We start from the raw sequence: 26,947 nt of genomic DNA on the forward strand, positions 1-26,947 counted from the left end.
GCCCTCTCGGCGGCGCTTGCCCAACATAACCGCACAGCAACAACCATTGACAAGTGTCGGTTTCGTTTCTCTACTGTGAACGATCACAGCGCACATCAGACGCTGCACCCTCGGTTCTCGTCAGGGGAGACCTCCATGAAGTACCGCATCGTCGCGGCCTGTGCGGCCGCCTCGCTCGCCGCCACCGCACTGCTCACGGGCTGCGGCTCGTCGGACGACGACGGCGGCGAAGGCCCGGCCGCATCCGGCCCCGTCTCGCTCACCTACTGGGCCTGGGCCCCCGGCCTGGACAAGGTCGCGGACATCTGGAACAAGGGCGAGGGCAAGAAGGCCGGCATCAAGGTCACGGTGAAGAAGCAGGCGTCCGGTGACGACCTGGTCACCAAGATCATCACCGCGGCGAAGGCGCACAAGGCCCCCGACCTGGTGCAGGCGGAGTACCAGGCGCTGCCCACGCTGGTCTCCAACGACGTGCTCGCCGACATATCCAAGGAGGCGGGCGACGTCGAGGACCAGTTCGCCGAGGGTGTCTGGCAGCAGGCGACCGTGGGCTCGGCCGCCCTGTACGCGCTGCCGCAGGACTCCGGGCCGCTGATGTTCTACTACCGCAAGGACCTGTTCGAGAAGTACGGGCTGTCGGTGCCCACCACCTGGGACCAGTTCGCCGAGACCGCCCGCGCGCTGAAGAAGAAGGCGCCGGACAAGGACCTCACCACCTTCTCCTCCAACGACTCCGGCCTCTTCGCGGGCCTCGCCCAGCAGGCGGGCGCGAAGTGGTGGACCACCACCGACGACGAGTGGAAGGTCGCCATCGACGACCCGGCCACCCAAAAGGTCGCGAGCTTCTGGGGCGGGCTGGTCGAGGAGGGCGCCATCGACAACCAGCCGATGTACACCCCCGCCTGGAACAAGGCGCTCAACACCGGCAAGCAGATCGCCTGGGTCAGCGCGGTCTGGGCGCCCGGCACCCTGACCACCGCGGCCCCCGACACCGCGGGCAAGTGGGCGATGGCACCGCTCCCCCAGTGGACGGCCGGCGAGAACGTCACCGGCAGCTGGGGCGGCTCCTCCACCGCGGTCACCAACGACTCCGGGCACAAGGAGGCCGCGGCCGCCTTCGCGAAGTGGCTGAACACCGACCCCACCGCGCTCGCCGCCCTGGTGAAGGAGAGCGGCATCTACCCCGCCGCCACCGCCGCCCAGACCGGGGGCGCGCTCGCCAAGCCGCCGGCCTACTTCCCCAACCAGCCGGACTTCTACACCGAGGCCGCCAAGATCGCCAAGGGCACGGCCCCGGCCGCCTGGGGCCCGAACGTGAACGTCGCGTACTCCGCCTTCAAGGACAACTTCGCCCGGGCCGCCAAGAACAGGTCCGGCTTCGCCCCGGCCCTGACCGCGATGCAGGACGCCACCGTCGCCGACCTGAAGAAGCAGGGCTTCGGAGTCTCCGAGTGACACGCGCACGCCGCCGGAAGCCGTACGGGGTCAAGAGCGCCCCGTACGCCTTCCTGATCCCCGCCACCGTGCTGTTCCTGCTCTTCTTCGCCCTGCCCATCGGTTACGCCGTCCACCTCTCCCTGCGCCGCACCGAGGTCAGCGGACTGGGCCTCGGCAGGGGCGCGCGCAAGGAGGTCTGGGCCGGCCTCGCCAACTACCGCGCAGCGCTCTCCGACTCCGAGCTGCTGCACGGCGCGCTGCGCATCCTCGGCTACGGCGCGATCGTCGTGCCCGTGATGCTCGGGCTGGCCCTGCTCTTCGCCCTGCTCCTGGACACCGAACGGCTCCGGCTGCGCGGCTTCACCCGGCTGGCGATCTTCCTCCCGTACGCCATCCCGGGCGTGGTCGCCGCCCTGATGTGGGGCTTCCTCTACCTGCCGGACGTCAGCCCCTTCTACTTCCTCCTGGACAGGGCGGGGCTGCCCGCACCGGACCTCCTGGACGGCGGGCCGCTCTACGCCGCGCTCGCCAACATCGCGGTCTGGGGCGGCACCGGGTTCAACATGATCGTGATCTACACCTCGCTGCGGGCCATCCCCGGCGAGATCTTCGAGGCGGCCCGCCTCGACGGCTGCTCGCAGTGGCAGATCGCGCTCCGGATCAAGATCCCGATGGTGGCGCCCTCGCTGGTGCTGACCTTCTTCTTCTCGATCATCGCGACGCTCCAGGTGTTCAACGAGCCGACCACGCTGAAGCCGCTCACCAACTCCCTCTCCACCACCTGGAGTCCGCTGATGAAGGTCTACCAGGATGCGTTCGTCAACAACGACATCTACGCGGCGGCCGCCCAGGCGGTCATCATCGCCGCCGTCACCCTGGCCCTGTCCTTCGGATTCCTCCGGGCGGCCAACTCCCGTACGAGGCAGGAGGGGTCCCAGTGACCACGACGTACCCGGGGCGGCTGCCCGCGACCCGCCGCCGGTTCGCCCTCGTGCCCACCGCGGCCCTGCTGCTGGGCGCCGTCTACTGCCTGCTGCCCGTCGCCTGGATCCTCGTCGCCTCGACGAAGTCCGGCAGCGAACTGTTCTCCACCTTCACCTTCCTGCCCGGGTCCGGCTTCGCGGACAACGTGGCGGACCTGTCGGCGTACCGGGACGGGGTGTACTGGAGGTGGATGGCCAACTCGGCCCTGTACGCCGGCGTGGGCGCGCTCCTGTCCACGGCGGTCTCCGCTGTCTCCGGGTACGCCCTGGCGGTGTACCGCTTCCGGGGCCGCGAGAGCATCTTCAACATCCTGCTCGCCGGGGTGCTGATGCCGCCGGTGATCCTCGCCGTGCCGCAGTACCTGCTGATGGCGAAGGCCGACCTCACCGACTCCTACCTCTCGGTGATGCTGCCCGTGATCCTCTCCCCGTACGGGGTGTACCTCGCCCGGATCTACGCGGCGGCGGCCGTGCCGGGTGATGTGATCGAGGCCGGGCGGATGGATGGGGGCGGCGAGTGGCGGATCTTCCGCACCATCGCCCTGCCGATGATGCTGCCGGGCCTGGTGACCGTCTTCCTCTTCCAGTTCGTCGCGATCTGGAACAACTTCCTGCTGCCGTACATCATGCTCGGTGACGACGAGAAGTTCCCGGTCACCCTGGGTCTCTTCACCCTGCTCCAGCAGGGGTCCACCACTCCCGCCCTCTATACGCTGGTGATCACGGGGGCACTGCTGGCGATCGTCCCGCTGATCGCCCTGTTCCTGGTCATCCAGCGTTTCTGGAGCCTCGACCTGCTCTCCGGGGCCGTAAAGTCCTGACGGGCCCCGCCAGGACGCCACTTGATGAAAGATCACGCACCATGAGCCGCACAGAACAGACCGGTACGGGACGCCGCCGGCCGCCGACCATCCATGACGTGGCGCGGGAGGCGGGGGTCTCCCGGGGCACGGTCTCCCGGGTGCTCAACGGCGGCCACAACGTCAGTCCGGCCGCGCTCGACGCGGTCAACTCGGCGATTCGCAAGACCGGTTACACGGTGAACCGGCACGCCAGGTCGCTGATCACGGGCCGCTCGGACTCGGTGGCCTTCCTGCTCACCGAACCCCAGGAGCGGTTCTTCGAGGACCCGAACTTCAACGTGCTGCTGCGGGGCTGCACCAGCGCGCTCGCCGCGCACGACGTTCCGCTGCTGCTGATGATCGCGAGCACGGAGGCCGAGCGCCGCCGGAACATGCGGTACATCGCCGGCCACGTGGACGGGGTCCTGCTGGTCTCCAGCCACTCCGGCGACCCGGTCGCCGCCCAGCTGCACCGGGCCGGGGTGCCCCTCGTCGCGTGCGGCAAGCCGCTGGGGCAGGGCTCGAAGGTCAGCTATGTGGCAGCCGACGACCGGGACGGCGCCCGGGACATGGTGCGTTTCCTGTACGAGTCGGGGCGCCGCCGGATCGGTACGGTCAGCGGGCCCCTGGACACCCCGGGCGGTGTCGAGCGGCTCGCCGGCTACCGCGAGACGCTGGCCGAGTGCGGGCTGCCCGCCGACGACGCGCTGATCGTGCCGGGCGACTACAGCCGGGCGGGCGGCGAGGCGGCGGCGGCGCTGCTGCTGGAGCGGGCGCCGGACCTGGACGCGGTGTTCGTCGCCTCGGACCTGATGGCGCAGGGCGTGCTCGCGGCCCTGGAGAGAGCCGGACGCAGCGTGCCGCACGACGTCGCGGTGGGCGGTTTCGACGACTCCCCCGCCGCGCTCGCGTCCCGGCCGGCGCTGACGACGATCCGCCAGCCATGGGACCGGATCAGCGCCGAGATGGTACGGGTGCTGCTGGCGCAGATCGGCGGGGAGGACCCGGCCGCGGTGATACTGCCGACCGAGCTGGTCCGCCGCGAATCGGCGTGATCCGGGACGCGGGGCGGGCTCCGCCGTCAGCGGGCGAGCACGTCGAGCGCGCGGTCCACGTCGGCCTCGGTGTTGTAGAGGTGGAAGGACGCGCGCAGATTGCCGGCCCGGCCGGCGACCAGCACCCCGGCCCGCTGGAGCTCCGGTGCCCGGTCGCCGAGCCCGGGCACCGCGACGACGACGGTGTCCGCCGCCACGGCGGTGTGCCCGAGGGCCGCGAGGCCGGAGCGGAAGCGGCCGGCCAGCGCGACGGCGTGGTCGTGCAGCGCGTCGACGCCGATCTCGTGGAGCAGGGCCAGGGAGTGCTCGGCGCCGTGGTACGCGAGGTAGACGGGCGGCTCGTCGTAGCGGCGGGCGTCGGAGGCCAGCTTGGTGACCGGTCCGTACACGCTCCCCCAGGGGTCCTCGGCCGCGGCCATGCCCGCGTCGACCGGCCTCAGGTCCTCCTGCGCCTCCTCGGTGACGGTGAGGAAGGACGTACCCCGCGGGCAGAGCAGGTACTTGAAGCCGCCGGTGACCGTGTAGTCGTAGGCACCGGCGTCCAGCGGCAGCCAGCCGGCGGACTGGGTGGCGTCCAGGAGCGTGCGGGCGCCGTGGGCGGCCGCGGCGGCCCGGACCGCGTCCAGGTCGGCGCGCCGGCCGTCCGCCGACTGCACCGAGGAGAAGGCCACGAGCGCGGTGGAGGGGCGTACGGCTCCGGCCAGCCCGTCCAGCGGCACGTACCGCATGTCGAGGTCGCCGCGGACCGCGAAGGGACTGACGACCGAGCTGAACTCGCCCTCCGGGGCCAGTACTTCGGACCCGGGCGGCAGAGAGGCCGCGATCAGCCCGACGTGGGCGACGACCGAGCTGCCGACGGCGACCCGGCCGGGCGCGAGGCCGACGAGCCGCGCGAAGCCCTCCCGGGCCCGGTCCACCGCCTCGAAGTCGCCCGAGCCGGCGCGGCGGCCGGTGGCGCCCTCCTCGGCCAGGGCCTTCACCGCGTCGACGGTGCGGCGGGGCAGCAGCCCGCAGGTGGAGGTGTTGAGGTAGGTGGTCTCGGGCGCGAACTCGGCGGCTGCGGCACGACTGAGCGGAGAGATCGTCATGCCTTCAGCGTGAGCCCTCGCCCACCTGGGGTCAATCGACAAAAATTCACGGAGAACCCCAAGCGATGCTTATGCGTCAGGTGCCGGGGGCTCGGGCCGGGAACGCGGGCCGCCGAGAACGGCCCGCGCGGCGGGTCAGGCGTGCCGGGCTGCCGCTCCGGGGACCTCGCAGGCCCCGTCGGCGTCGCAGGCCGCCGCGTCGTCGGCGGCGGTCACCGGGCGGTCCTTCCACGCCTGCTCCAGCGCCTGGGCGAAGACCTCGGCGGGCTGGCCGCCAGAGATGCCGTAGCGCCGGTCGAAGACGAAGAACGGCACCGCGTCGGCGCCCAGCTCGGCCGCCTCCTTCTCGTCGGCGCGCACCTCGTCGGCGTACGCGTTCGGGTCGGCGAGCACCGCGCGCGCCTCGTCGGCGTCGAGTCCCGCCTCGACGGCCAGGTCCAGCAGGACGGCGTCGTCGAAGACGGACCGCTCCTCGGCGAAGTTGGCCCGGTAGGCGAGGGCCAGCAGCTCGTCCTGGCGGCCTCGGGCCTTGGCCAGGTGCAGCAGGCGGTGGATGTCGAAGGTGCTGCCGTGGTCGCGGCCCTCGGCGAGGTAGCCGAGCCCTTCGGCCCGCGCGTTGGCCGCGACGTTGGCCTCCATCGACCGGGCCTCGTCGGGGGTGCGCCCGTACTTCCGCGCCAGCATGTCGGTGACCAGCTCGGTGTCGCCCTTGGCGCGGCCGGGGTCGAGCTCGAAGGAGCGGTGCACCACCTCGACGTCGTCGCGGTGGGCGAAGCCCGCCAGGCCCTTCTCGAAGCGCGCCTTGCCGATGTAGCACCACGGGCAGGCGATGTCGCTCCAGATCTCGACGCGCATGACTCTTCTTCTCTCCGGACTCGTCGACGACCGCTGTGCGGCGCGGAGGCACCCTCCGCTCCCCGCCCCAACGCGTGGCGGGCCCGTGCCATTCCCGGGCCCGGACCCCATGTGCTCAGCCTCTCCCGGGCGCTTCCGTGACCGCGAGGCGCAGCACCAGGTGGTCGCCGTGCCGGGGGGTTTCCGGGTCGGGGACCCAGCCGCACGCGGAGTAGAACGCCTGGGCGCGCCTGTTGGGCTCGAAGACCTCCAAACGGGCCCGCGTCACACCGCGCCGCTGCCAGTCGGCGACGCACGCGAGGTGCAGGGCGCTGCCGACCCCCTCGCGCCAGTGGGCCGGGGACACGTGGAGCTGGGTGAGGTACGTCCACCCGTCGCGCACGGCGTGGGCGGCGACGCCGACGAGGGCGCCGTCCTCCTCGGCGACGAGCACCGTGGCGTCCTCCCGGTCCACGGCACGGGCCCAGCCGTCCCGGCTCCGGCCCACCTCGGCCGGGCCCGCGTACTCCTCCTCGGCGAGGTGGCCGCTGTAGTAGGTGGCCCTGGCCTCGGTGTGCAGGGTGACGATCGCGTCGAGATCGTCCCGCTTCGCTGTACGGATCACGGTGGGGAGGACGTACGGGCCGGGGCGCCGGTTCCGGCGCCCCGGCCTTCCGTCAGCTGCCGTCGCGGAGGTCGGCCAGGCCCTTGGGCCGGAAGGCGATCCGGTCGAAGGCCACCTCGCAGCCGTCGCCCGTGGGCGACTGGGCGAGGAAACCGATGGAGACGGTGGCCGCCTGCTCCGGGGTGCCGAGGGCGAAGACGCGGACGAAGGTCCACTTCTCGCCGTCGGCCGAGGCGTGGAACGCGAAGGCGCTGCCCGTGCGGCTCAGGCGCAGCCAGTGGATGTCGCCGTCCACGACGGAGGAGTTGACGTCGTCGGAGTGGCCCCGGGTGACCACGGTGCAGACCGTCGGGCGCTCCGGGGACAGCTCCAGGCAGAGCTTGGCCCATTCCCGGTCGCCGGCGTGGAGGTAGAGCACGCCCGCATCGAAGGCGGCGGCGAAGCCCACCTTCACCCGGGCGGACAGCTGGAAGTCGCCCGCCGGGGCGGCGCCCAGCAGCCGGGGCGCGTCGCTCGCCGGTTCCAGGCTCTCGCCGCCCGGCGGGACGAAGCGGTCCTGGCGGGCGCCGGCGCGGCCGGTGAGCACGCCGTCCCGGTACGCCCAGCCGCCGTCGGGGCCGTACGGCCGGAGCGCGAAGGGGAGTTCGGGGAGGTTCACGCGGGGGCCCCGTTCACGCGGCGGGGCAGGCCCAGCGGGTTGGCGTCGCGCAGCTCGGGCGGGAGGAGCGCGTCGGGGGTGGTCTGGTAGCTGACCGGGCGCAGCCAGCGCTCGATGGCGGTGGCGCCGACCGAGGTGGAGGTGGAGGTGGTGGCCGGGTAGGGGCCGCCGTGGTGCTGGGCGGGGGCGACGGCGACGCCGGTCGGCCAGCCGTTGACGAGGACGCGCCCGGCGAGCGGGGTGAGGGCGGCGAGGAGGTCCGCCGCGCCGCCTCCGGCCTCCTCGGTGGCGATGTGGAGGGTGGCGGTGAGGTTGCCGGGGAGGCGGGTCAGGACGGCGGTGATCTCGTCCTCGGAGGCGTACCGGGCGACGACGGTGACCGGGCCGAAGCACTCCTCCAGGAGCGCGTCGTGCGGGCCCTCCGCGGTGAGCGTGCGGGCCGGCACGGTCAGGAAGCCGGCCGCGACGGTGTGCTCGCCGCCGGCGCCGGGGGTGACGGGCGCTTCGACCCCGGGGAGCGCGGTGCGCTCGGTGACCCCGGCGAGGAAGGCGTCGCGCATGCGGTGGTCGAGCAGGACGCCGGCCTCGGTGTCGCTGACGGCCTCGGTGAGCGCCTTGAGGAGGCGGTCGCCGCCCTCGCCCTCGGGGGCCAGGACGAATCCGGGCTTGGTGCAGAACTGGCCCGCGCCCATGGTCATCGAGCCGGCCAGGCCCGCGCCGATCTCCTCGCCGCGCTCGGCGGCGGCGGCCTCGGTGACGACGACGGGGTTCAGGGAGCCCAGCTCGCCGTGGAAGGGGATGGGGGCGGGGCGGGCGGCGGCCGCGTCGAACAGGGCGCGCCCGCCGCGCACCGAGCCGGTGAATCCGGCGGCGGCGACGAGCGGGTGGCGGACGAGGGCGACGCCGGCCTCGAAGCCGTGGACGAGGGTGACGACGTCCTCGGGCAGACCGGTGCGCGCGGCGGCCCGGCGCAGGACCGAGGCGCACAGCTCGGAGGTCGCGGGGTGGTCCGGGTGGGCCTTGACGACGACGGGGCAGCCGGCCGCGAGGGCGCTGGCGGTGTCGCCGCCGGGGACGGAGAAGGCGAGCGGGAAGTTGCTGGCGGCGTAGACGGCCACGACGCCGAGCGGGATCTTGTAGCGGCGCAGGTCGGGCCAGGGCGGGGTACGGGTGGCGTCCGCGTGGTCGATGTGGATGTCGAGGTAGGCGCCCTCGTCGACGACCTCCGCGAAGGCCCGCAACTGGGCCGCCGTGCGCGCGAGTTCGCCGGTCAGCCGGGCCGGGCCGAGGGCCGTCTCCGCGTCGGCGGCCTCGATGACGTGCTCCCCGGCCTCGGTGAGCAGTTCGGCGGCCGTACGCAGGAACGCGGCGCGCGTGGCGCGGTCGGCGAGCGAGTCGCGTACCGCGTGGGCGGCCCGGACCGCGCGGTCCACCTCCTCCGCTGTGGCCTCCACCGCAACCTGCTCGCGCGGGTTCCCGGTGCGGGGGTCGACGCTCCAGACTGGTGTTGCTGCCACCGTGTTTCCTTCCGCTCCACTGCCGCACATCAGAAGTCGTCCGGTATAAGCTGTTCGGTATTCTGAACAGCGTTCCTGAACGTGAATGTGAAGCGACTCTATTTCCGGGCGTTCGGTGTTGGCAAGAAGTCGCAGGGTTTCGTCGGCGGGGTGAAAGGGGCACAGGGCGATGTCGGTTCCCGATTCGGGTGGGGCACAGGTCAAGTCCGCGGTACGGACGGTCGAGCTGCTGGAGTACTTCGCGGGGCGGCCCGGCATGCACTCGCTCGCCGCGGTCCAGGAAGCGGTCGGCTATCCGAAGTCCAGCCTCTACATGCTGCTGCGCACCCTGGTCGAGCTGGGCTGGGTGGAGACCGACGCCACGGGCACGCGTTACGGGATCGGCGTACGGGCCCTGCTGGTCGGCACCTCGTACATCGACGGCGACGAGGTCGTCGCCGCGGCCCGCCCCACGCTCGACCGGCTCTCCGACGACACCACGGAGACCATCCACCTGGCCCGGCTCGACGGCACCAACGTGGTCTACCTCGCCACCCGCCAGTCCCAGCACTATCTGCGCCCCTTCACCCGCGTCGGCCGCCGGCTGCCCGCCCACTCCACCTCGCTCGGCAAGGCGCTCCTCGCCACCTACAGCGACGAGCAGGTCCGCAAGATGCTGCCCGAGACGCTGCCCGCGCTCACCGAGCACACCCTGACCGACCGCGAGAAGCTCATCGAGGAGCTGCACCAGATCCGCGAGCAGGGCTACGCGGTGGACCGCGAGGAGAACACGCTGGGGCTGCGCTGCTTCGGCGTCGCCGTCCCGTACCGCACCCCGGCCCGGGACGCCATCAGCTGCTCGGTACCGGTCGCCCGGCTCACGCCCGCGCACGAACAGATGGTCAAGGACGCGCTGTTCGACGCGCGCGACCGGCTGACGCTCGCCACCCGCAGGCTCTGAACCGCGGCGGGGCCGACGAACGCGGAGATCGCGGACCGGCCGGCGGTGGGCGCGGCGACGGCCAGGACGCATGGGGCGGCGGTCCTCGCGAAGACCGGGGCCCGGACCGCACCCAGGCGGTGATCACGGCGTACGAGTCGGGGTTCGTCACGCCGGGCTGAGCCCGGGACGCCGTGGTCACCGTATGAGGAATCGGTGAGAAACGGCACAACCGGGAACGACGCGCCGGGCCGCGCTCGTCCACCGAACGGGATGAACAAGACGATCAGGCGCGCCTCGGTCTTCTGCCTGCTGCTGGTCCTCGCCCTTCTCGGGCGGGCGACCTGGGTGCAGGCGTACCAGGCCCGGGCGCTCGCAGACGACGACCACAACCGGCGGAAGACCATCGCGCAGTACGCGCAGCCGCTGGGCGACATCATCGTGGCCGGTTCGCCGGTCACGGGCTCGAAACGGACGGAGGGCAGCGATCTCGCGTACCAGCGCACCTACAAGCAGGGCGACCTCTACTCGTCCGTGACCGGTTACAGCTCGCAGGCGTACGGCTCGACCCAGCTCGAAGGGATCTACAGCCATGTGCTCGACGGCACCGACGACCGGCTGAAGAGCCCGCTGGGCGCGCTGACCGGGAAGCGGTCCGCGCCCGGTGACGTGGTGACGACGATCGACCCGGACGTCCAGAAGGCGGCGAGTGACGCGCTCGGCGACGACAAGGGCGCTGCCGTGGCGATCGACCCGAGGAGCGGGCAGATCCTGGGCATGGTCTCCTCCCCGTCGTACGACCCGTCGGACATCAGCGGCACCGACGACGGCGACACCTGGAAGAAGCTGCTGGACGACCCGGACAAGCCGCTCGTCAACCGCGCCATGCGGCAGCCGCTCGCGCCCGGCTCGACGTTCAAGCTGGTCGTGGCGTCGGCGGCGCTGGAGAACGGGCTGTACGACTCCGTGGACGAGCCGACGAAGAGCCCCGTCCCGTACACCCTGCCGGGCACCAGCACCCCGCTGCGGAACGAGAGCGCCTCCGCCCCCTGCGAGAACGCCTCGCTGCGCGTCGCCCTCCAGTACTCGTGCAACAACGTCTTCGGCAAGGCCGCCGCCGACCTGGGCCAGGACAAGGTGCGGGCGATGGCGGAGAAGTTCGGCTTCAACGACGAGAAGCTGGACGTGCCGGTGCGGGCGTCCAGGAGCGTGTACCCGACGGGCATGGACAAGGCGCAGACGGCGCTGTCGGGCATCGGCCAGTTCGAGGTGACGGCGACCCCGCTCCAGATGGCGATGGTCTCCGCCGCGCTCGCCAACGGCGGGGAGCTGGCCGCCCCGCACATGGTGTCGAAGGTGACCGACGGGGACGGCGGCACGCTGGAGGACTTCGCGGACGGCGACACGGAGCGGATCGTCTCCGAGGACACCGCGAAGCAGCTGCGCAGCGCCATGGCGACCGTGGTCGAGAAGGGCACCGGCACCAACGCCCGGATCGCCGGGGCCGAGGTCGGCGGCAAGACGGGCACCGCCGAGAACGGCGTGGACAACAGCAACACCCCGTACGCCTGGTTCACCTCGTACGCGAAGTCCGGCGGCCAGGAGGTCGCGGTCGCGGTGATCGTGGAGGACTCCGGTTCGACCGCGTCCGAGGTCAGCGGCAACGGGCTCGCGGCGCCGGTCGCCAGGAAGATGATGGAGGCGGCGCTGAGGCGGTAGCCCCCTCCTTCCGTCGAAGCGCTTGCGATACGCTCTCGCCCCGGCGGGGGCGTATCCGGACGGGCCGGGCGTGCGAGCGCAGGGGACGAGGTAGCCGTGGGCACAGCAGTCGACGACGCCGCCGAGTTCCACGCGTTCTTCGAGGCGCATTACGCGGAGCTGGCCCGCCTCGCCCATCTGCTGACCGGCGAGGCCGACGCCGCCGACGACCTCGCGGCCGACGCCCTGCTCGCGCTCTGGCACCGCTGGGACCGGGTCCGCGAGGCCGGGCACCCGGTGGCGTACGCGCGCGGCGTGGTCGCCAACCTCGCCAGGACACGCATCCGCAGCGCGGTCCGCGAGCGCCGCCGGATCGCCCTGTTCTGGGCGCCGCGCGGCGGCGGGGACGACGGGGTGGCCGAGGGACCCGACGTGCCGGCGGTGGTGGACGTGCGGGACGCGCTGCGGCGGCTGCCGTTCCGCAAGCGGGCCTGTGTGGTGCTGCGGCACGCCTTCGACCTCTCGGAGCGGGACACCGCGCTGGTGCTGGGGATCTCGGTGGGTACGGTGAAGAGCCAGACCTCGCGCGGCGTCGCGGAACTGCAGCGGCTGCTGGGGGGCGTGACGCCCGCCGCCCGGGTCCGGGTGGCCGTCGCGGCGCAGGGCGGCGGAGTCGCGGCGCAGGGCGGCAAAATCGCGGCGCAGGGCGGCGGAGGAGACCGGTGAAGGACGAGGAGCTGTCCGGGCGGCTGCGGGAGGCCGCCGAGGCCCACCGCCCCGACCGGGCCCGGATGCTGGCCCGGATCGAGCGCGGGATGGCCGGCGGCGACCCGGTGCCCCGGTCCGTGCGCCCGCCGCGCGCGGTGCGTCCGTGGCTGCGGGTCGCCGGGACGACGGCGGCGGTCTGCGGGGTGCTGGCGGCCGGCGCGTTCGCGGTCACCTCGGCGGGCGACGGCGACCGGGCGCGCGGCGGGCAGGTGGCATCGGCGCCCTCGCCCGCCGCGAAGTCCCCGGCTGCCCGGGACGGGCTGCGGCCCGAGGACGGACCGCTGTGGACCGGCGGCGTGGTCGACCCGCACTCCAACGCGTACTGGGCGCAGAGCAACGTCACGCTGCGGACGACCGAGCCGCTGTCCGCGCTCACCGTGGAGTTGCGGGTCGCCCTGACGGGCGGGGTGAACAGCACCGGCTCCTGGCGCTCCCTGCCCGAGCCCGACTTCACCGTGTCGGTGAACGAGAGCGGCGGCTTTCTGGTCTACCGGTGGACGCTGCGCGCCGGGCGGACCGTCCCGGCCGGCACGCACACGTTCGCCGGGCAGTACAACCACGCGGAGGGCGACCGGGACGCCACCGGCGACTACGTGATCGCCCACGCGGTCCGCGCCGCGGGCGGGAAGGCGTCGGTGGGCGACCACTTCGGGCAGGGCGGCTGACCCGGCCCCGTCACGGCCGCCAGTCGCCGAACCACGCGGCCGGGGTGTGCTCCCGCGCCTCGGAGGCCGTGAGCTGCGGGCGGTTGGCCGGGACGGTGACGCGTGCGCCGGGGCCCGTGTTGCGGTACTCCGCGAACCGCTGGTCCTGCCACGGGAAGCCGGCCGACATGGTGCCGTACGGCTCGTCCGTGTCGATGCCCGCGCCGAGGTGGCTGTCGCGCACGGTGAGCATGGGGTGCGCGGTGAGGTCGGAGGACGGCACCCAGGGGCGGGCCAGCTTGAAGTACCCGTCGGGGGCTGTGCTGGTGACGCGGGAGCGCAGGACCAGGAAGCCGTGCGGGTCGGCCCCGGCGGTGCTGGGCGCGAAGACGAAGCCGTAGGGGGGCCCGGCCAGGTCGGTGCGGGCCAGGGTGCGGAAGTGGCAGCGGTCCAGGACCGCCGACGCGCGGCCGAAGACGAAGTCGACGTCCCCCTCCACATAGCAGTCGCGGTAGTACTGCCGGGCGAAGACGGCGAGCGAAGCGGTGTCCGCGTACAGCGTGTCCTGGTGGCCCAGGAAGCGGCAGCCGGTGAACGACGAGCGGTCGCCGGTCACCTTGATGGCGACGGCCTGGGTACCGGTGTAGTCCGGGTGGTCGGCGCGCAGCCAGTCGTTGGCGAAGGTCAGGTCGCGGGCGGTGAGTCCGTCGGGCCGGGCGGTGACGGTGGCGGACCCGCTGGTGCCGTAGGTGCCCGAGCCGTCGGGGCGCGGGGTGCCGTTGGCGTTGTCGTACACGATCACGGTGTCGCGCGGGTCGCCGCTCGCGCCGATCAGGGTGAGGCCGGTCCGGTCGGCCGGGATGTCGACGGTCTCCCGGTAGGTGCCGGGGGCGATGACCAGGGTGCGCCCGGTGCCGGTGGCCGCGTCCACGGCGGCCTGGACGGTGGTGTGGTCGCCCCGGCCCCGCGCGTCGACGTACAGGGTCGCGCGGTCGAGGCGGCGGGCGGGCGAGCCGTAGCGGCCGAAGGGGCGCGGGTGCGCGAGGGCGGGCGTGGCGGTGCCGAGGGCGAGAGCGGTGGTGGAGCCGGCGAGGAGGGCCAGGGCGGTGCGGCGGGTGGGCATGGGTACTCCTTTGCGGGGGCGGCCTCCGCCGGCGCCGCGCGGGCGCCGGCGGAGGAAGGGGGCGGCTGTCAGGCGCCGGGCAGGCGGCCCGCGCCCGCGCCGAGGCCCACGACGAGCGGCACCAGCAGCGGGTGGTCGACCCGGTCGCGCAGGGTCGGGGTCCAGCCGGCGCCCGTGGCCAGCTGCTCCTCGGCGACGCCCGCGTTGTGGACGGCGATCAGGTCGGTCCGGCGGCCGTTGACCCAGTTGTCGGCGGCCGTGAGCGAGGACTCGGACCACTTCTTGAGGATCTTGGCCTTGTCGAACTCGCCGCTGAGCGTGAACGCGTTGTGCTCGGCGACGAGGTGGGACTCGGCGCCGATGCCGTAGGTGTAGCCGTAGACGCTGCCCTTCGTGGCGACGAAGTGGTTGTTGTACGAGTCGACCTGGCCGAAGCGGACGCGCGGCGCGCGCTCGTTGACGTCCTTGAAGAGGTTGTGGTGCAGGGTGACGCGGAGCTTGCCCCGGTCGGTTTCCCCGGCCTTGTCGCTGTTGCCGATGAGCATCGTCTTGTCGTGGTCCTTGAGGACGTTCCACGAGGCGGTGACCAGGTCGGCGCCCTTGACGATGTCGAAGAGCCCGTCGTGCTGCTGGTACAGCTCGTTGAAGTACCGGGGCTGGTCGGCGTCGGGGCGGTCCCCGTCGCTGAAGGTGTTGTGGTCGACCCAGACGTGGTCGGAGCCGTAGACGACGAGGTTGTCGTACTCGGAGTTCCAGTGGCCCGTGTCGCCGTCGGTCGGGTCCCACTGGGGGAAGCAGTCGTAGGTGTCCTCGAAGCTGATGTTGCGGACGATGACGTTGGAGACGTTCTGGATCTGGATCGAGGCGCCGATGACCGTGGCGTCCTCGCCGACGCCGATCAGCGTGGTGTTGGAGGGCACGTAGACGTTGACGGCGGCCTTCTGGAGCTTGGCGGAGGCGAGCCGGGCGTCCTCCATCGGCCCGGAGGGGACCTCCTCGCGGCCCCAGGTCTCGGGGTCGTAGGCGGCGAGGTACTTGTCCAGGGTGTAGCCGTCCGTCTCGTACGCCTCGCAGTCGATCGGGTTGCCCTCGGCGTCGGCGTTGCCGTGGACGGTCCCGGCGATCCGGACGATCTTCGGCGCGTCGCCCGCGTCCTCGAAGGCGGCGATGAGTTCGGCGCGGTTGTGCACGGTGTAGACGTGGTCGGGCGTCGCGGCGGCACCGCCGGTGGTGGACCCCTCGGCGGAGGCCCAGCCGTCACCCTTGGCGAGGACGGCGCGCTCGGCGCCCTTCTTGCCGTGCGGGTGCGGGGCCGCCTGCGCGGGGACGCTCAGGGCGAGGGCCAGCGAGGCGCAGCCCATCGCGACGGCGATGGCGCGGGCGCGGTTCCTGCGGGCAGAAATGTGTGCGGACATGACAAATCCTCGGTTCTCGTGCGGGACCTGTGGAGGAGAAGGAGGGGGGTGGCGCGGGCGTCAGGAGGCCGGGGGCCAGCTGATCCACGTCTCGGGTACGTGTGCGCCGAGCCGGCGCAGTTCGCGCGGGGCGAGCAGGCGCGCGTCGAGCAGGGCGTGGGCCGTCATCCGGGCGACCTCGACGGCGCCGGCGGGCCGGAAGTGGGTGTTGTCCTGCCGCCCGTCCGGGTAGTTGGGGGACTCGCCGGGCTCCAGCCAGTTGAAGTACGCCTCGGTGCCGTCGGGTCCGAGTTCCTGCCAGCGGGCGAGGGTGCGGGCCTGCAGGTCGAGCAGGGGGACCCGCTCCTCGGCGGCCAGGGCGCGCATGGCGGCCGGGTAGTCGCCGTGGGTGGGCTTGGCGGTGCCGTCGGCGGCGAACCTGCGGCGCTCGACCGGGGTGATCAGCACGGGCCGGGCGCGCCGGGCGCGGGCCTCGGCGATGTAGACGCGGAGGCAGTCCTGATAGGTGGTGTAGGGGTCGGTGCCGCGCGCCGGGTCCTCGGTCTTCTCGTCGTTGTGCCCGAACTGGATCAGCAGGAGGTCGTCCGGGCGGAGCTGCGGCAGCAGGGCGGCGAGCAGTCCTTCGTCGATGAAGCTCTTGGAACTGCGGCCGTTCATGGCGTGGTTGGCCACGGCGAGCCCGTGCCCGAGGAAGAACGGCAGGGCCATGCCCCAGCCGGTCTCGGGGGCGGCGTCGGCGTACTTCTGCGCGGCGGTCGAGTCGCCCGCGATGTGCACGGTGCGGGTGCGGCGGGCGGCGCCGTGCGCCGTCGCCGGGGTGGCGGCGAGCGCCAGGGGCAGCGCGGCGAGGGCGGCCGCGGTCTGCCTGCGGGTCAGTGACACGGTGGAACTGCCTCTCTCGTGGGTGGGTACGCAGAAGGGCAGGGGCTGCGGGGCGGGGGCGGGCCGCCTGACGGCGGTCCCGCCACCGGCCCCGCCGGCGGGAGCGGGCTCAGCCTTCGCTCCGCTCCTTCCACTCCTTCTGGGCCGCGTTCAGCTCGTCGGCCATCTTGTCCAGGAACGCCTTGGCCGTGACCTTGCCGAGCAGCAGCTTCTGGAACTCCGGCTCGTTGTCGGCCTTGCTGATGTTGTTCCAGTCGGGCAGGTAGTACGGCAGCTGAACGATCTTGGTGGAGCCGTCGGTGAGGGCCTTCGCGGCCAGCTCGGTCGGCGCGGCCTCGCTGATCCACGGGTCCTTGGCGGCCTCGGTGTTCGCCGGGATGGCGCCCGCGGACTCGTTCCACTTGCTGTTCGACTCGTGGGACGCGGCGAACTCGATGAACTTCCAGGCGGCCGTCTTGTTCTTGCTCGCCTTGAACAGGCCGAGGCCGTCGACCGGGTTGGAGACCTGGACGCGGGTGCCGCCGTCACCGATCGGGTTGGGAATGCCGGCGAACTTGTCCTTGCCGAGGGCCTTCAGGTGGTCCTGGTAGGAGCCGAGGTTGTGGCTCAGCATGCCGATGGTGCCGGTGTCGAACTGGGCGACCATCTTGGTGAAGTCGTTGTTGACGTCGGCGGACGGCGTCGTCTTCTTGTAGAGGGCGGCGTACTTCTCCAGCGCCGCCACGTTCTTGGGGTCGTTGAGGGTGGTCTTGTCGCCGTTCCAGAACTCCGTGATGCCGGACTGCCCGTACGCCGCGTCGATGGCCTGGGCGATCGAGCCGGCGCCGCCGCGGATCGTGTAGCCGAACTTGTTGTTCTTGGCGTCGGTCAGCTTCTCGGCCGCCGTGTAGAACTTCGCCCAGGTGGTGGGCGCGTCGAGCCCCGCCGCCTTGAAGAGGTCGGTGCGGTACCACAGCGCGCCGTTGTTCGCGGAGGTCGGCACGGTGTACATCTCGTCGCCCCGGCCGGCCGCGTCCTTGACGCTCTCGACCATGCCCTCGACGAGCTTGCCGTTGAGCGAGGAGTCCTTGATGCGGTCGCCCAGCGGCTCCAGCGCCTCCTGCGAGACCATGTTGGCCAGGTAGGCGGTGCCGACGCCGCCGACGTCCGGCACTCCGCCGCCCGCGATGGCCGTGTCGTACTTGGACTGCACGTCGGCGATCGGGATCGGCACGTACTTGACCTTGATGTCCGGGTACTTGTTCTCGAAGTCCTGGATGATCTCCTTCCAGACGGCGGTGCGCGGACCGCCGTTGTTGTCCCAGAAGGTGATCTCGCCCTTGCCGCTGCCCTCGTTGCCGCTGTCGCTGCCGTCGTCGCCGCACGCGGTCGCCGTCAGGGCGAGCACCGCCGCGAGGGAGACGGCGGCCGTGGCGCGCCCCCGCTGCGTCTTCGAGATGTTCATGATCGGCTCTTCTCTCTCGGTTCTCTCGGGTCTCTGGGGTCTCTCGGGTCGTACGCGTGCATGGGGGGTTCGGCGCCGGACGGTGGTCCGGTTACGCGGTTACGTGGAAGCCGGTGAAGCGGGCGGTCCCGGTCGGACCCGCCCCGGGCGGCGCGGTGGCGAACAGGCCGAGCAGCGCGCCGACCCAGCGCCACGGGGTGGCGGCGAAGACCTGCCCGGAGGGCTGGAACCCGGCCCCGTCCCCGGTGTCGGCGAGGAACCGGCACCGGGCGCCGGGCGCCACCTCGATCCGCAGCCGCGCCGTGCCCGAGGGCGCCGGCCTGGCGTGCCCCGCGTCGCGCTCGGCGGTGGCGGTCGATTCCGCGAACCGGTGCACCAGCCGCACCCCGCCCTCCGCCTGCCGTTCGAGGCCGATCCAGGAGTAGGCGTCCCCGAGCACGGCGAACCCCGCCCTCGCCCCCGGCGCCTCGCTGTCCAGGGCCAGCCCGACCTCGGCGGTGAACGTCTCGGCGGGCAGCCGCTGGACCAGTACGTGGGGCAGGAGCCGCAGGTCGTGCGCGTCCTGGGTCGGTACGCAGCTCAGCCGCAGCCCGTCCCCGGCGTGCTCGACGGTCCAGCCGGGGCGCGGGTTCGCCGTCCACTGCCACTGCCTGCCGTACCGGCCGCCCGGGAAGCCGTCGTCGCAGGCCGGGGCCTCGACGGGCTGGGCGGGCAGCGCGGGCTTGCGGTGCGTGGCGACGGGTTCGCCGTCGTCACCGATGACCGGCCAGCCGTCACCGTCCCAGCGCATCGGCTGGAGGTGCACCACCCTCCCGTACGCGCCGCGCTCCTGGAAGTGCAGGAACCAGTCCTCGCCGGACGGGGTGGTCACCCAGCCGCCCTGGTGCGGGCCGTTGACGTCGGTGCCGCCCTGGGCGAGGACGACGCGCTCCTCGTAAGGGCCGAAGAAGTCGCGGGAGCGGAAGGCGCCCTGCCAGCCCGTCGCGACCCCGCCCGCCGGGGCGAGTATCCAGAACTCGCCGCCGCGCCGGTAGAGCTTGGGGCCCTCCAGGGTGAACCAGCCGGGCAGCGTGTCGGCGTCGATCAGGGTCTTGCCCCCGTCGAGGAGTTCCCGCCCGTCGGGGCTCATCCGGTGTCCGGTGAGCCGGTTCTTGATCCCGGAGCGGGACTTGGCCCAGGCGTGCACGAGATACGCCTCGCCGGTCTCCTCGTCCCACAGCGGGCACGGGTCGATCAGTCCCCGGCCGGCCTTCACCAGGTGCGGCGCGGTCCACGGGCCCCGGATGTCCTCGGCGCTGATCTGCTGGATGCCGTGGTCGGGGTCGCCCCAGAAGATCCAGAACCGTCCGGCGTGGTGCCGCAGCGACGGGGCCCACACCCCGCAGTCGTGGCGGGGCACCGCGAATTCGGCGGCGGGCTCCAGGCGGTCCAGGGCGTGCCCGGTCAGCGTCCAGTTGACGAGGTCGCGGGAGTGCAGCAGCGGCAGCCCGGGGGCGCGGCCGAAGCTGGAGGCGGTGAGGTAGAAGTCGTCGCCGACGCGGATCACGTCCGGGTCGGACCAGTCGGCGTTCAGGACCGGGTTGCGGTAGGTCCCGTCGCCGAGGTCGGCGGTCCAGGGGCGGGTGGCGGTCACGCGGTCACCGCCCGGCGGACGAGGGCGGCGGCGCCCGCCCGGTCGAGGCGGCCGTCCGCGACGACGGTGACGATCCGGCGTACGACGGTGGCCCCCGCGGGGACGGGCAGCCGTTCGGCGGCGGCGAGGGAGGAGCCGACGCCCGGGTATTCGGCGGTGCGCACGAACCACGGGTCGCGGCGGGTCTCCTCGGTGGCCCCGGCGAAGACCAGGGACCAGCCCTCGCCGCAGAGCGCGACCCAGTCGGCGGCCCGCCCGTGCACCGCCTCCTCGCCGTCCGCCGTCGGGCCGAACACGGCGGGCGCGGCCGTCTCCTTGGGGGCGCGCCAGAAGAAGCCGCCGTATCCGGCGCCGGGGCGGCCGTTGGTGGCCGGGCTGCCGATCGACAGGTCGCCGGGGCCGGGGTTGGTGAGCGAGAAGGAGAGGTCCAGCGCCCAGGCGGCGTCCGAGAGGGCGGTGGCGGCCACCGTGCGGTGCTCGCGCAGCAGTTCGCCGCCGTCGGCCTCCCAGCCGAGCTCCTCCACGAAGCCGTCCGGGTCGCGCAGCTTCCAGCCGAGATGGCGCTGGATGCCGTGGTTGTCGAGCACGGTGGGCCCCTGGCCCCGGACGAAGGTGCGCCCGCCCCAGAAGTTGTGCCCGGAGACGTCCGGGACGGCGACGGAGGCACCGAGGTGGTGGATGTGGTCGGCCGGGCGCTCCTCGGTGACGGGGGTGCCGGCGAGGGTGGTGACCGGGTGGAGGTAGGGGCGTCCCGCGTCGGCGGGGAGGTAGGTGTAGCGGCCGACGGGGCGGCCGGCGCAGCTGAGCAGGGCGGTGGTCGTCATGAGGAGGTCACCTCGCTGAGCGCCCAGGGGGCGCCGAGTTCGGAGAAGAGTGCGAGGGTCTCGGCGCCGGACGCGACCAGGGCGTCGATGCCGCGCACCACCCGGCGGGTGGCGCCGGTGCCGGGCACGGGGGCGGTGTGCCAGGCGTCGGACGGCAGGGGGCGCGGTTCGGGCGCGGTCCGTACCGCCTCCACGACCTCCATGAACGCGCCGGTGCGCTCCGGCGGTACCAGGAGCGGGGTGCCCTCCGTGAGGTGGGCGACCAGGTTCTCCAGGAGGTCGGTGCGCCCGTGCACGGTTTCCAGCGGGCCGTGTCCGGCGCGCTGGACGAGGACGCGGTCCTGCTTGTACCAGAAGGTGATGCGGCCGCGGTCGCCGTGGACGATGACGTACGGCTCCCCCGCCTGTTCCGCGCACAGGGTGACGGCGGCGGTGACGGGCGGCCCGGACGCGGTGCTGACGCGTACGCAGGAGGTGTCGTCGGCCTCGATGTCGTGGGTGCGGAAGAGTTCGGTGTCGATGGAGGTGATGTCCTCGGCGGTGGTGCCGGCGAGTTCGAGGGCGGTGGCGACGGCGTGGGCGAGCGGGTTGGTGAGGACGCCGTCGACCACGTCGGTGTCGCCGATGCGGCGCCGCCCGGCCCAGGGCGCACGCCGGTAGTAGGCGTCGTCGCGGACCCAGGCGCCTGCCGCCGCGTAGCCCCGGACGGTGCCGATGGCTCCGGTGGCGACGAGTTCCCGGATGGCGGGGACGGCGTGCGAGCCGAAGGACTGGAAGCCCACCTGGCAGGCGGTGCCCGCGTCCCGCACCCCGGCGAGGATGCGGTCGAAGTCGGCGCGGGTGGCGGCGGGCGGCTTCTCCAGGAGGAGGTGCACGCCGCGCCCGGCGGCGGTCAGGGCGAGGGCGGTGTGGGTCTGGATGGGGGTGCAGACGACGGCGACGCGGGCCCCGGTGGAGTCCAGGAGGGCGCCGAAGTCGGCGGACTGCTCGGGAGGTTCGTCCGCGAACGCGTCGAGCTCGGCGGCGTCGAGCGGGGTGAGCTCGCAGATGCCGGCGAGGCGGACGAGGCCCTGGTGCTGGAGGCGGCGGATGTTGGCGAGGTGCCAGCGGCCGTGGCCCCGGGCGCCCGCGAGGACGATGGGCACGGGGGTGGCGGTGGGGGGCAGCGAGGTCATGTCCGTCACCCCTTCACGGCGCCGGCGCTGAAGCCGGTGATCAGCCACTTCTGGATGAAGGCGAAGACGATCACCACGGGCACCGCGGCGATCACCCCGCCCGCGGCGAGGGCGCCCAGGTCGACGCTGTCCGCGCCGATGAGGGTGTTCAGGCCGACCGGGATCGTCTGCTTGTCCTGCTCGCTGAGGAACATCAGGGCGAACAGGAAGTGGTTCCAGCTGTGCACGAAGGCGAACGAGCCGACGGCGATGAGCCCGGGCCGCAGGAGCGGCAGCACGACCGCGCAGAAGGCCCGGAAGCGCGAGCAGCCGTCCACCCAGGCGGCCTCCTCCAGGGAGGGCGGCACGTTCTTGATGAATCCGCTGATCAGGATGATGGAGAGCGGCAGTTGGAAGACCGTCTCGGCGATGACCACGCTCCCCAGGGAGTTGATCATCTGGAGGTTCTTGAAGATCTCGAAGAGCGGGACGAGCATCAGTGCGCCGGGGATGAACTGCGAGCAGAGCAGCGCCAGCATGAAGCCGTTCTTGATCTTGAAGTCGAACCGGGCGAGGGCGTAGCCGCCGGCCAGTGCGACGAGGGTCGTGGCGACCAGGGTGCAGACGCCGACGATCATGCTGTTCTGGAAGAAGACGGCGAAGCTGCGCTCGTTCCAGACCTTGGAGAAGTGCTCCCCGGTCATCGGCCACGGCACCAGCGAGGTGGAGCCGGCGGGCCGTACGGCGAAGAGGAACATCCAGTAGAAGGGGACCAGCGTGAAGATCAGGTAGATGCCCAGGGGCACGTAGATCTGCCAGCGCGGTACGTCGTCGAAGGCGCGTTCGCGGCCGGGCCTGCGGCGGGGCGTGGCGGGCGGCGGACCCTCGGGGGTGGCCGGCCGGGCGGCGTGGGTGCCGTTCTTCTCGGCGAGGGCGGCAGTCACTTGTGGTCGCCTCCGAACTTGCTCAGGCGCAGATAGACGATCGAGCAGAAGAGGAGGATCACGAAGGCGACGGTGGTGAGCGCGGAGGCGTAGCCGAAGTCGTGGCCCTCGATGCCGGTGTTGGCGACGTAGAGCGGCAGGGTGGTGGTCTCGCCGGCCGGTCCGCCGCCGGTGAGCGTGTAGAGCAGGTCGACGTTGTTGAACTCCCAGACCCCGCGCAGCAGCGTGGACAGGATGATCGCGTCCCGCAGGTGGGGCAGGGTGATGTGGAAGAACTGCCGCATCCGTCCGGCGCCGTCCACGGCGGCCGCCTCGTACAGCTCCTTGGAGACGGACTGGAGGTCGGCGAGGATGAGGATGGCGAAGAAGGGGACGCCGCGCCAGAGTTCGGAGACGGTGGCGGCCCAGAAGACGGTGCCGGTGTCGGAGAGCACCGAGGTGCCGTACTCGCCGATCCCGGCGTCCGCGAGGTAGCGGCTGAAGCCGGTCGAGGAGTTGTAGAGCAGGATCCAGATGGTGCTGGTCAGCACCCCGGAGACGGCCCACGGCGAGAAGACCATGGCGCGGGAGATGCCCCGGCCGATGAAGGACTGGTTGACGATCAGGGCCAGCGCGAGCCCCAGCGTGAGCTGGAGCGCGACCTGCACGAAGACCCACTGGGCGCTGAAGCCGAGCGTCGTCCAGAACTGGTCGTCCTCGGTGAAGATCCGGGTGAAGTTGTCGAAGCCGGCGAAGCCGTTCCGCCACGGCTTGGTGACGTTGTAGTTCTGCAGGCTGTAGTAGAAGACGCTGACCACCGGATAGGCGATGAAGCCGAGCATCAGCAGGCCCGCGGGGGCGATCAGCAGATACGGCAGCCTGCGGGGGCTGGCGGAGCGGCGCCTGGGCACCTTGGGCGGTGTGGCCGCGGCGGAGGCTTGGGCCATGACACGTCTCCGTTCTCTCTGTACGGGGGTGCGGGTGGTGCGGTGTTACGCGGCGGAGCCGGTGGTGCGTGTAGTGCGCAAGCGCTTCCCGCATGGTGTTCGGTATCCCGAACAAGGGGGCGCCGGAATTCCTGAGGGGCCGTTCAGCCGGCGTACGGGTCGGGCACTTCTCCCGGCCGGGCCAGGAAGGCGAAGTCGCAGCCGGTGTCGGCCTGGGTGATCTGGTCCTGGTAGAGCGCCTGGTAACCGCGCTCGTACCGGACGGGCGGCGGGGTCCACTCGGCGCGGCGGCGCGCCAGTTCCTCGTCGGACACGTCGAGGTTCAGCAGCCGCGCCTCGACGTCCAGGGTGACGAGGTCACCGGTGCGGACGAGGGCGAGGGGCCCGCCGACGTAGGACTCGGGCGCGATGTGCAGCACGCACGCCCCGTAGCTGGTGCCGCTCATCCGGGCGTCGGAGAGCCTGACCATGTCCCGGACGCCCTGCTTGAGCAGGTAGTCGGGGATCGGCAGCATGCCGTACTCGGGCATCCCGGGACCGCCCTTGGGGCCCGCGTTGCGCAGGACCAGGACGTGGTCGGGGGTGAGCGCGAGCGCCGGGTCGTTGATGGTGCGCTGCATCTCCTTGTAGTCGTCGAAGACGACCGCGGGTCCGGTGTGGCGCAGCAGGTGCGGTTCGGCGGCGATGTGCTTGATGACGGCGCCGTCCGGGCAGAGGTTGCCGCGCAGCACCGCCACGCCGCCCTCGTCGGCGAGCGGGTTGGAGCGCTCCCGTATGACGTCGTCGTTGTGCACGAGCGCGCCGTCGAGCTGTTCGCGCAGGGTGTCGTGGGCGACGGTGGGCCGGTCCAGGTGGAGGACGTCGGCGATCCGGGCCAGGAAGCCGGGGAGCCCGCCGGCGAAGTGGAAGTCCTCCATCAGGTACTTCCCGCCGGGGCGCAGGTTGGCCAGGACCGGGACCGTGCGGGCGATGCGGTCGAAGTCGTCCAGGGTGAGCTTGATGCCGGAGCGGCCGGCCATCGCGATGAGGTGGATGACCGCGTTGGTGGACCCGCCGAGCGCGAGGACGGTCGCGACGGCGTCCTCGTACGCCTCCGCCGTGAGGATCCCGGACAGCTTGCGCTGCTGCCAGATGAGCTCGACGATCCGGAGCCCGGAGGCGGCGGCCATCCGGTCGTGGCCGGAGTCGACGGCGGGGATCGAGGAGGCGCCGGGGACGGTGACGCCGAGCGCTTCGGCGGCCGCGGTCAGGGTGGACGCGGTGCCCATCGTCATGCAGTGGCCGGGCGAGCGGGCAAGGCCGTTCTCCAGCTCGCCCATCTCGCAGTCGCCGATGAGCCCGGCGCGCTTGTCGTCCCAGTACTTCCACATGTCGGTGCCGGAGCCCAGGACCTCGTTGCGCCAGTGCCCCGGCAGCATCGGCCCGGCCGGCACGAAGACGGCCGGCAGGTCCACGGACGCGGCGCCCATCAGCAGCGCCGGGGTGGACTTGTCGCAGCCGCCGAGCAGCACCGCCCCGTCGACGGGGTAGGAGCGCAGCAGCTCCTCGGTCTCCATCGCCAGCATGTTGCGGTAGAGCATCGGGGTCGGCTTCTGGAAGGTCTCCGAGAGGGTGGAGACCGGGAACTCCAGCGGGAAGCCGCCCGCCTGCCAGACCCCGCGCTTCACGGCCTGCGCGCGGTCGCGCAGGTGCACGTGGCAGGGGTTGATGTCCGACCAGGTGTTGAGGATCGCGACGACCGGCTTGCCCAGGTGCTCCTCGGGGAGGTAGCCGAGCTGGCGGGTGCGGGCGCGGTGGCTGAACGAGCGGAGCCCGTCGGTGCCGTACCACTGGTGGCTGCGCAGTTCCTCGGGGGTGATGCGGGCGGTCATATGGACCACCCGGCGATCTGGTCGGCGACCTCGGCGCGCTGGGCCTCGGGCAGCACCCGGCTGGGCGGGCGCACCGAGCGGTCGCACAGCCCGAGGGCGGCCAGGGCCTCCTTGACGACGGTGACGTTGTTGGCGGACTGCCGGTCGGCGCGCAGCTCCTCGAAGCGGCGGATCTGCTCCCAGACCTTCATGGCCGCCGGGTGGTCGCCGGCCCGCAGCGCCTCCAGCATGGCCAGCGAGACGCCGGGCGCCACGTTGACCAGCCCGGAGGTGAAGCCGGTGGCGCCGGCCGAGAAGTAGGCCGGGGCGTACAGCTCGGCGAGGCCGGCGACCCAGACGAAGCGGTCCAGGCCGGCGTCGCGGGCGAAGGCGGCGAAGCGGGCGGCGTCCGGCACCGCGTACTTGACGCCGATGACGTTGGGGCAGCTGTCGGCGAGCACGGCCAGGCAGGCGCCGTCGAGGTGCGGGTTGCGGATGTACGGGACGACCCCGAGCCCGGGCACCGCCTCGGCGATGGCGCGGTGGTAGTCGATCCAGCCGTCCTGCGAGACGTACGGGTGGACGGGCTGGTGGACCATCACCATCTCGGCCCCGGCGTCCCTGGCGTGCTCGGCGGCGGCGACGGCGGTCGGCACGTCGTGTCCGACGCCGACCAGGACCGTGGCACGGCCGCCGGCCTCGTCGATGGTCAGTTCGGTGACGGTGCGCCGCTCCTCGGGGGTGAGGGCGTAGAACTCCCCGGTGTTGCCGTTCGGGGTGACGATGCGCACGCCGCCGTCGAGCAGTCTCCGCAGCAGGGCGCGGTGCGCCGTCGTGTCGATCGTCCCGTCCCCCGCGAACGGGGTGACCGGGATCGCCACGACATCTGCGAGGGCCGCCTTCAGCGGTGTGAGGTCCATGCGGACTGGCCTTTCGTCGGTGTGCCGGTTCACGCCGCGCCGCCCCCGTCCTCGTCGTCGGGGAAGGCGCGGCGGACGAACGACGCGATGTGGTCGTGCAGGGCCCCGGCCGCCGCGTCCGCGTCGTCGGCGAGCGCGAGCCGCAGGATCTCCCGGTGCTCGGCCGCCTCCCGCTCCCAGGAGGGAATGGTGGACCAGGCGACCGTGGAGACGAGCGCCGCCTGGTCGCGGACCTCGTCCAGCATCCGGGCCAGCAGCGGGTTGCCGCAGGGCAGGTAGAGCGCCCGGTGGAAGTCCCGGTTGGCGAGCGACCTGTCGGCCTTGTCGCCCGCCGAGTCCGCCCGTTCCAGGGCCTCCTGCGCCTCGTCGAGCGACGCCTTGCGGGTGATCGAGCGGCGCAGCGCCTCGGGTTCGAGCAGCAGCCGTACGTCGTACACCTCGCGGGCCATGGCCGCGTCGACCAGCCGGACGGTGGCGCCCTTGTACTGGCTCATGACGACGAGTCCGGTGCCGGCGAGGGTCTTCAGCGCCTCGCGGACCGGGGTCTTGGAGACCCCGAACTGCGCGGCGAGCTCGGTCTCCACGAGCGCCTGCCCCGGCCTCAGCTGTGCCGTGAGGATCGCGTGCTTGACCGCCTCCAGCACGTACTGGGTGCGGGACGGAATCGGGGTGGGCGCAAAGGTCATGGGTGCAGGGCTCTCACATCTCGCGTATCGCGTCTCATATATGACGTACGGAGTACGACGCGATGAAGCTAGGGCCGC

At 72.5% G+C, this 26,947-nt stretch carries 25 protein-coding genes and 1 pseudogene; 9 read left to right on the plus strand and 17 right to left on the minus strand.

From position 1 onward, the window contains the following. The first annotated feature begins 135 nt into the window (after positions 1 to 135). Genes ACLQ2N_RS18600 through ACLQ2N_RS18615 form a run of 4 tightly spaced genes read left to right on the plus strand, consistent with a single transcriptional unit; the run spans position 136 to position 4,317 of the window. On the plus strand, positions 136 to 1,455 hold the full coding sequence (locus ACLQ2N_RS18600) for an ABC transporter substrate-binding protein (protein ID WP_425814362.1): 1,320 nt from the start codon (positions 136 to 138) through the stop codon (positions 1,453 to 1,455). After that, positions 1,452 to 2,378, plus strand: a complete 927-nt coding sequence (locus ACLQ2N_RS18605; protein WP_425814364.1) for a carbohydrate ABC transporter permease — start codon at positions 1,452 to 1,454, stop codon at positions 2,376 to 2,378. Before ACLQ2N_RS18600 ends, ACLQ2N_RS18605 begins: the two co-directional genes overlap by 4 nt. Next, entirely contained in the window at positions 2,375 to 3,241 is an 867-nt protein-coding gene (locus ACLQ2N_RS18610) for a carbohydrate ABC transporter permease (RefSeq protein WP_425814366.1), read from the plus strand. Before ACLQ2N_RS18605 ends, ACLQ2N_RS18610 begins: the two co-directional genes overlap by 4 nt. Positions 3,242 to 3,282: 41 nt before the next feature. Beyond that, a complete protein-coding gene (locus ACLQ2N_RS18615; protein ID WP_425814368.1) occupies positions 3,283 to 4,317 on the plus strand; it encodes a LacI family DNA-binding transcriptional regulator in 1,035 nt (344 codons plus the stop codon). Between the two features lie 26 nt (positions 4,318 to 4,343). Here ACLQ2N_RS18615 and ACLQ2N_RS18620 read toward each other — a convergent pair whose 3' ends face one another. From ACLQ2N_RS18620 to ACLQ2N_RS18640, 5 genes are all read right to left on the minus strand, one after another. After that, a complete protein-coding gene (locus ACLQ2N_RS18620) occupies positions 4,344 to 5,405 on the minus strand; it encodes an aminotransferase class V-fold PLP-dependent enzyme (protein WP_425814370.1) in 1,062 nt (353 codons plus the stop codon). Positions 5,406 to 5,540: 135 nt separating this feature from the next. Continuing rightward, a complete protein-coding gene (locus ACLQ2N_RS18625; protein WP_425814372.1) occupies positions 5,541 to 6,260 on the minus strand; it encodes a DsbA family oxidoreductase in 720 nt (239 codons plus the stop codon). Between the two features lie 115 nt (positions 6,261 to 6,375). Further along, a complete protein-coding gene (locus ACLQ2N_RS18630) occupies positions 6,376 to 6,864 on the minus strand; it encodes a GNAT family N-acetyltransferase (protein ID WP_425814374.1) in 489 nt (162 codons plus the stop codon). A gap of 52 nt (positions 6,865 to 6,916) precedes the next feature. Further along, the gene (locus ACLQ2N_RS18635) at positions 6,917 to 7,522 is read right to left on the minus strand and encodes a DUF1349 domain-containing protein (protein WP_425814376.1); all 606 of its coding nucleotides are present in this window, start codon (positions 7,520 to 7,522) and stop codon (positions 6,917 to 6,919) included. Further along, complete coding sequence (locus ACLQ2N_RS18640) at positions 7,519 to 9,039, minus strand: aldehyde dehydrogenase (NADP(+)) (RefSeq protein WP_425814378.1); 1,521 nt, start codon at positions 9,037 to 9,039, stop codon at positions 7,519 to 7,521. Before ACLQ2N_RS18640 ends, ACLQ2N_RS18635 begins: the two co-directional genes overlap by 4 nt. Before the next feature lie 169 nt (positions 9,040 to 9,208). Between ACLQ2N_RS18640 and ACLQ2N_RS18645 the strand changes: the two genes are divergently transcribed. The 5 genes and pseudogenes from ACLQ2N_RS18645 to ACLQ2N_RS18665 all read left to right on the plus strand — a co-directional run bounded on the left by ACLQ2N_RS18645 (position 9,209) and on the right by ACLQ2N_RS18665 (position 13,089). Beyond that, the gene (locus ACLQ2N_RS18645) at positions 9,209 to 9,979 is read left to right on the plus strand and encodes an IclR family transcriptional regulator (protein ID WP_425814380.1); all 771 of its coding nucleotides are present in this window, start codon (positions 9,209 to 9,211) and stop codon (positions 9,977 to 9,979) included. A gap of 3 nt (positions 9,980 to 9,982) precedes the next feature. Then, positions 9,983 to 10,140 (plus strand): annotated as a pseudogene (locus ACLQ2N_RS18650) (DNA-binding response regulator); the annotation flags it as partial. A gap of 91 nt (positions 10,141 to 10,231) precedes the next feature. After that, on the plus strand, positions 10,232 to 11,677 hold the full coding sequence (locus ACLQ2N_RS18655) for a peptidoglycan D,D-transpeptidase FtsI family protein (RefSeq protein ID WP_425814382.1): 1,446 nt from the start codon (positions 10,232 to 10,234) through the stop codon (positions 11,675 to 11,677). Between the two features lie 96 nt (positions 11,678 to 11,773). Next, the gene (locus tag ACLQ2N_RS18660) at positions 11,774 to 12,382 is read left to right on the plus strand and encodes a SigE family RNA polymerase sigma factor (RefSeq protein ID WP_425814384.1); all 609 of its coding nucleotides are present in this window, start codon (positions 11,774 to 11,776) and stop codon (positions 12,380 to 12,382) included. Continuing rightward, positions 12,379 to 13,089: a hypothetical protein gene (locus ACLQ2N_RS18665; RefSeq protein ID WP_425814386.1), complete on the plus strand. Its 711-nt coding sequence runs from the start codon at positions 12,379 to 12,381 to the stop codon at positions 13,087 to 13,089. The genes ACLQ2N_RS18660 and ACLQ2N_RS18665 overlap by 4 nt, the downstream gene beginning before the upstream one ends. A gap of 10 nt (positions 13,090 to 13,099) precedes the next feature. On the opposite strand, the gene ACLQ2N_RS18670 is transcribed toward ACLQ2N_RS18665, so the two are convergent. The 12 genes from ACLQ2N_RS18670 to ACLQ2N_RS18725 form a co-directional block, all read right to left on the minus strand. Further along, positions 13,100 to 14,191, minus strand: a complete 1,092-nt coding sequence (locus tag ACLQ2N_RS18670) for a pectinesterase family protein (protein WP_425814388.1) — start codon at positions 14,189 to 14,191, stop codon at positions 13,100 to 13,102. A gap of 68 nt (positions 14,192 to 14,259) precedes the next feature. Beyond that, the gene (locus tag ACLQ2N_RS18675) at positions 14,260 to 15,606 is read right to left on the minus strand and encodes a pectate lyase family protein (protein ID WP_425814390.1); all 1,347 of its coding nucleotides are present in this window, start codon (positions 15,604 to 15,606) and stop codon (positions 14,260 to 14,262) included. A 60-nt stretch (positions 15,607 to 15,666) separates the two neighbouring features. Continuing rightward, positions 15,667 to 16,488, minus strand: a complete 822-nt coding sequence (locus ACLQ2N_RS18680; RefSeq protein WP_425814392.1) for a rhamnogalacturonan acetylesterase — start codon at positions 16,486 to 16,488, stop codon at positions 15,667 to 15,669. Between the two features lie 109 nt (positions 16,489 to 16,597). Beyond that, a complete protein-coding gene (locus tag ACLQ2N_RS18685) occupies positions 16,598 to 17,932 on the minus strand; it encodes an ABC transporter substrate-binding protein (RefSeq protein WP_425814394.1) in 1,335 nt (444 codons plus the stop codon). Between the two features lie 91 nt (positions 17,933 to 18,023). After that, positions 18,024 to 19,565: a family 43 glycosylhydrolase gene (locus ACLQ2N_RS18690; RefSeq protein ID WP_425814396.1), complete on the minus strand. Its 1,542-nt coding sequence runs from the start codon at positions 19,563 to 19,565 to the stop codon at positions 18,024 to 18,026. After that, on the minus strand, positions 19,562 to 20,389 hold the full coding sequence (locus ACLQ2N_RS18695; protein WP_425814398.1) for a PmoA family protein: 828 nt from the start codon (positions 20,387 to 20,389) through the stop codon (positions 19,562 to 19,564). The genes ACLQ2N_RS18690 and ACLQ2N_RS18695 overlap by 4 nt, the downstream gene beginning before the upstream one ends. Further along, on the minus strand, positions 20,386 to 21,564 hold the full coding sequence (locus ACLQ2N_RS18700; RefSeq protein WP_425814400.1) for a Gfo/Idh/MocA family protein: 1,179 nt from the start codon (positions 21,562 to 21,564) through the stop codon (positions 20,386 to 20,388). The genes ACLQ2N_RS18695 and ACLQ2N_RS18700 overlap by 4 nt, the downstream gene beginning before the upstream one ends. Before the next feature lie 5 nt (positions 21,565 to 21,569). Beyond that, entirely contained in the window at positions 21,570 to 22,487 is a 918-nt protein-coding gene (locus ACLQ2N_RS18705; protein ID WP_425814402.1) for a carbohydrate ABC transporter permease, read from the minus strand. Next, the gene (locus ACLQ2N_RS18710; protein WP_143618859.1) at positions 22,484 to 23,413 is read right to left on the minus strand and encodes a carbohydrate ABC transporter permease; all 930 of its coding nucleotides are present in this window, start codon (positions 23,411 to 23,413) and stop codon (positions 22,484 to 22,486) included. Before ACLQ2N_RS18710 ends, ACLQ2N_RS18705 begins: the two co-directional genes overlap by 4 nt. 143 nt (positions 23,414 to 23,556) lie before the next feature. Then, on the minus strand, positions 23,557 to 25,284 hold the full coding sequence (gene araD, locus ACLQ2N_RS18715; RefSeq protein WP_425814404.1) for an L-arabinonate dehydratase: 1,728 nt from the start codon (positions 25,282 to 25,284) through the stop codon (positions 23,557 to 23,559). Next, a complete protein-coding gene (locus ACLQ2N_RS18720; RefSeq protein WP_425814406.1) occupies positions 25,281 to 26,183 on the minus strand; it encodes a dihydrodipicolinate synthase family protein in 903 nt (300 codons plus the stop codon). The genes araD and ACLQ2N_RS18720 overlap by 4 nt, the downstream gene beginning before the upstream one ends. Before the next feature lie 29 nt (positions 26,184 to 26,212). After that, positions 26,213 to 26,869 (minus strand): GntR family transcriptional regulator, encoded by a 657-nt coding sequence (locus ACLQ2N_RS18725; RefSeq protein WP_143618865.1) that lies wholly within the window; start codon positions 26,867 to 26,869, stop codon positions 26,213 to 26,215. Between the last annotated feature and the right edge of the window lie 78 nt (positions 26,870 to 26,947).

This window comes from Streptomyces sp. DT224, assembly GCF_049844595.1.
Classification (GTDB): Bacteria; Actinomycetota; Actinomycetes; order Streptomycetales; family Streptomycetaceae; genus Streptomyces.

What these genes read in the sequence shown, in the direction of transcription:
- ACLQ2N_RS18645 (WP_425814380.1), top strand. Translation starts at nt 9,209, where the DNA reads ATGTCGGTTCCCGATTCGGGTGGGGCACAGGTCAAGTCCGCGGTACGG.
- ACLQ2N_RS18670 (WP_425814388.1), bottom strand. Translation starts at nt 14,191, where the DNA reads ATGCCCACCCGCCGCACCGCCCTGGCCCTCCTCGCCGGCTCCACCACC.
- ACLQ2N_RS18720 (WP_425814406.1), bottom strand. Translation starts at nt 26,183, where the DNA reads ATGGACCTCACACCGCTGAAGGCGGCCCTCGCAGATGTCGTGGCGATC.
- araD (WP_425814404.1), bottom strand. Translation starts at nt 25,284, where the DNA reads ATGACCGCCCGCATCACCCCCGAGGAACTGCGCAGCCACCAGTGGTAC.
- ACLQ2N_RS18685 (WP_425814394.1), bottom strand. Translation starts at nt 17,932, where the DNA reads ATGAACATCTCGAAGACGCAGCGGGGGCGCGCCACGGCCGCCGTCTCC.
- ACLQ2N_RS18615 (WP_425814368.1), top strand. Translation starts at nt 3,283, where the DNA reads ATGAGCCGCACAGAACAGACCGGTACGGGACGCCGCCGGCCGCCGACC.
- ACLQ2N_RS18700 (WP_425814400.1), bottom strand. Translation starts at nt 21,564, where the DNA reads ATGACCTCGCTGCCCCCCACCGCCACCCCCGTGCCCATCGTCCTCGCG.
- ACLQ2N_RS18675 (WP_425814390.1), bottom strand. Translation starts at nt 15,606, where the DNA reads ATGTCCGCACACATTTCTGCCCGCAGGAACCGCGCCCGCGCCATCGCC.
- ACLQ2N_RS18620 (WP_425814370.1), bottom strand. Translation starts at nt 5,405, where the DNA reads ATGACGATCTCTCCGCTCAGTCGTGCCGCAGCCGCCGAGTTCGCGCCC.
- ACLQ2N_RS18710 (WP_143618859.1), bottom strand. Translation starts at nt 23,413, where the DNA reads ATGGCCCAAGCCTCCGCCGCGGCCACACCGCCCAAGGTGCCCAGGCGC.
- ACLQ2N_RS18725 (WP_143618865.1), bottom strand. Translation starts at nt 26,869, where the DNA reads ATGACCTTTGCGCCCACCCCGATTCCGTCCCGCACCCAGTACGTGCTG.
- ACLQ2N_RS18625 (WP_425814372.1), bottom strand. Translation starts at nt 6,260, where the DNA reads ATGCGCGTCGAGATCTGGAGCGACATCGCCTGCCCGTGGTGCTACATC.
- ACLQ2N_RS18695 (WP_425814398.1), bottom strand. Translation starts at nt 20,389, where the DNA reads ATGACGACCACCGCCCTGCTCAGCTGCGCCGGCCGCCCCGTCGGCCGC.
- ACLQ2N_RS18600 (WP_425814362.1), top strand. Translation starts at nt 136, where the DNA reads ATGAAGTACCGCATCGTCGCGGCCTGTGCGGCCGCCTCGCTCGCCGCC.
- ACLQ2N_RS18655 (WP_425814382.1), top strand. Translation starts at nt 10,232, where the DNA reads ATGAACAAGACGATCAGGCGCGCCTCGGTCTTCTGCCTGCTGCTGGTC.